This is a genomic window from Nitrospira sp. BLG_2 (assembly GCF_049222245.1).
Window position 1 is genome coordinate 1 of record NZ_JBLYIG010000403.1, and the last position, 2,677, is coordinate 2,677.

Consider the following 2,677-nt stretch of genomic DNA (forward strand, 5'->3'; position numbering starts at 1 on the left):
GCGCTGCTGCAACGGCCGCACGAGATCCGGATCGGCGCCGTTGAGGAGGCGCGGCAACAGCTCTACGACCGTCACCTCGGATCCGAGAGCGTCATACACCGTGCCCAATTCCAATCCGATGTATCCGCCGCCCACCACCAGCAAGCGCGAGGGGACATCCGGCAAGCCGAGCGCGCCGGTAGAATCCATTACCCGAGGATCATCGAGTTTGAGAGACTCCGGAACGGCGGGGCGCGAGCCGGTGGCGATGATCGCGTGGCGGCAGGCGAGCGTTCCGGTCTCGTCTGATCCGGATAGTATCAGCGTCGTCGGGTTCGTGAATGTCGCTCGCGCATGAAACACATTCACTTTACGGCTGTTGGCCAACGTCCGCACACCCTTGGTCAATTTGCCGATGACGGCTTTCGTTCGAGCGCGAAGCGCCTCGATATCGATCGTGGGTTTTTGGAAATGAATCCCCCAGCTCTCCGCGTCTGACGCGTCGGTCACCAGCTTGGCCGCATGGAGCAAGGCCTTCGAGGGGATACACCCTCTCAAGAGGCACACGCCTCCAAGGTGCGGCTCTTGGTCGATCAACGCGGTGCGCAAGCCGAGATCCGCCGCATGGAAGGCGGCGGCATAGCCCCCGGGGCCTGCGCCGATGATCGCCACATCATAGGGTGATTCAGCCATAAGTTCGTTACCTCGTATCTCGTTGTTCGCGTCTCGCAAGCTGGCGTGGTAGGTCACTGGTCACTAGTCATCGGTCATTGTTCTCATCAATGACCGATGACTGTTGACTAATGACTTGTCTTCCTGTTTTACAATCCCAAAAACATCGCCTGAACATCCTCAAGCGCCTTGGCGATCTCGTTGGTAAAACGGGCGCCGACCGCTCCATCCACCAGCCGATGATCGTAGGCAACGCACAGTTGCAACACCCGGCGAGGGGAGAATTGACCGTCGCGATACACCGGCGTCATGCGGGCCTTCCCGACGCCCAAGATACCGACTTGGGGCGGGTTAATGATCGGAGTAAACGGACCGGCCCCGAGTCCGCCCATGTTGCTCAGGGTAAAGGTCGCGCCGCGCAGCTCTTCGAGCTTCACCTCCCGCTTACGCGTCCGTTCGGCGAGATCGGCCAGCTCCACGGACAGTTGAAAGAGGTCTTTGTGATTGACGTCGTGCACGACCGGCACGATCAATCCCGCCGGCGTGTCTACCGCCACGCCGATGTTGTAATAGTCTTTGTAAATCACCTCGCCGCTCGTGAGATCGAGAGTCGCGTTCAATTGGGGGTGCAATTTCAGCGCATGGACCAGGGCCTTGAGGAATAGGCTCGTGAGCGTCAGCGTGGCGCCCCGTTTCTTGAACTCCGGCGCATAGCGCTTATGGAGCACCAGAAGATCCGTGATATCGGCATCCTGGAATTGGTGAACGTGTGGGATGGTCGTCCAAGCTTGTGTCATGTTCGCCGCGATCTTCCGCCGCAGTGACGGGAGCGGCTCGCGGCGCTCGTTGCCGTACATAGTGGTGAAGACGCCGCTTGCGCGGTCCCCCGAGGCGGATGCTTCGCCGCTGCGCCTGGTTCGCTCACGGACAAAAGCCTTGACGTCCTCCGCGGTAATCCGGCCTCCTGATTCCGAGCCCTTGACCTGTGTCAGATCCACCCCCAACTCGCGGGCAAGCCTGCGCACGGACGGAGACGCGGGGACCGTCGGCCCGGCGGATGGGGCGCTCGCCGGGATAGATTCAGGAGAAGTCGTCGACGTCGGCATCGGCTGCTCGGTTTCCCGGGGAGCCGCCCCTGGGATGTCGGCTGGAGGCTCTCGTTGCTCCACATTTTTCGCGTGGGCCGCTTCCACGTCCGCCGGCGGTTGTGGAGCCGGTGGTGGTTGTTCCGGTTCAGAGATCTTCGAGGGCTGTGCGCCGCTTTGCGTATCGTCGAGCTCGACCAACGCTTCACCGACCTTCAGGTGATCTCCCTCGCGGACCAGCAAGCGCACAACTTTACCGGATACCGGCGCCGGTACCGGAATCGTGGCCTTGTCGGTCTCCAACTCGACCAATGCTTGGCCTTCGCTGACTTGGTCCCCTTCTCGGACCAAGACCTGGACAATGTCACCGCCTTCGATTCCTTCAGCGAGAAACGGCAGGTCCACTTTCATAGCTATTTCCTCTGCTGACTAGCTCGGACACTGGGCGCTCAAGCGTGGTGCTCTTTATTCATCGCACCGTGCGCCTCGTTATTCCTCGCGTCGCGGACCTTAGTGAAGCCAGGGTGCCTGGTCCGGTGTTTGGATATCAAGATCTTTCGCGGCTTGGCGAACTGTCTGCGCATTGACGGCTCCGTCTCGGCGATGGAGAGCGTAGAGTGTCGCCACGACGAGATGCTCGGCATCAATCTCGAAGAACCGGCGTAGGGCCTTGCGCGTATCGCTGCGGCCGAATCCATCCGTGCCAAGCGTAAGTAAGCCACCCGGAATCCACGGCGCGATCTGCTGGGGAACCATGCGGACATAGTCGCTCACCGCCACGCTGGGGCCCTGAAACGTTTCGGCAGTCTGCTGAAGATAACTCTTCCGTGGCGGCTCGTCCGGATGCCACATGTTCCAACGCTCGGCTTCAAGCGCCCGCATCCGCAACATCTTATAGCTCGTCACGCTCCACACATCCGCCGCCACGCCGTAGCGCTCCA

The 2,677-nt window shown here is 61.0% G+C and carries 3 protein-coding genes; all 3 read right to left on the reverse strand.

Features of this window, described 5'->3' with window-relative positions:
• On the reverse strand, nucleotides 1-672 hold a 672-nt coding region (locus tag ACOSYY_RS11080; RefSeq protein WP_421662421.1), incomplete at its 3' end, for an FAD-dependent oxidoreductase.
• A gap of 128 nt (nucleotides 673-800) precedes the next feature.
• Nucleotides 801-2,147 (reverse strand): dihydrolipoamide acetyltransferase family protein, encoded by a 1,347-nt coding sequence (locus ACOSYY_RS11085; protein WP_421662422.1) that lies wholly within the window; start codon nucleotides 2,145-2,147, stop codon nucleotides 801-803.
• Nucleotides 2,148-2,246: 99 nt separating this feature from the next.
• Nucleotides 2,247-2,677, reverse strand: a 431-nt coding sequence (locus tag ACOSYY_RS11090; RefSeq protein ID WP_421662423.1) for a transketolase-like TK C-terminal-containing protein, incomplete at its 5' end; no start/stop codon positions are given.

Coding starts and splice junctions, on each gene's coding strand:
- ACOSYY_RS11085 (WP_421662422.1), bottom strand. CDS start 2,147: ATGAAAGTGGACCTGCCGTTTCTCGCTGAAGGAATCGAAGGCGGTGAC.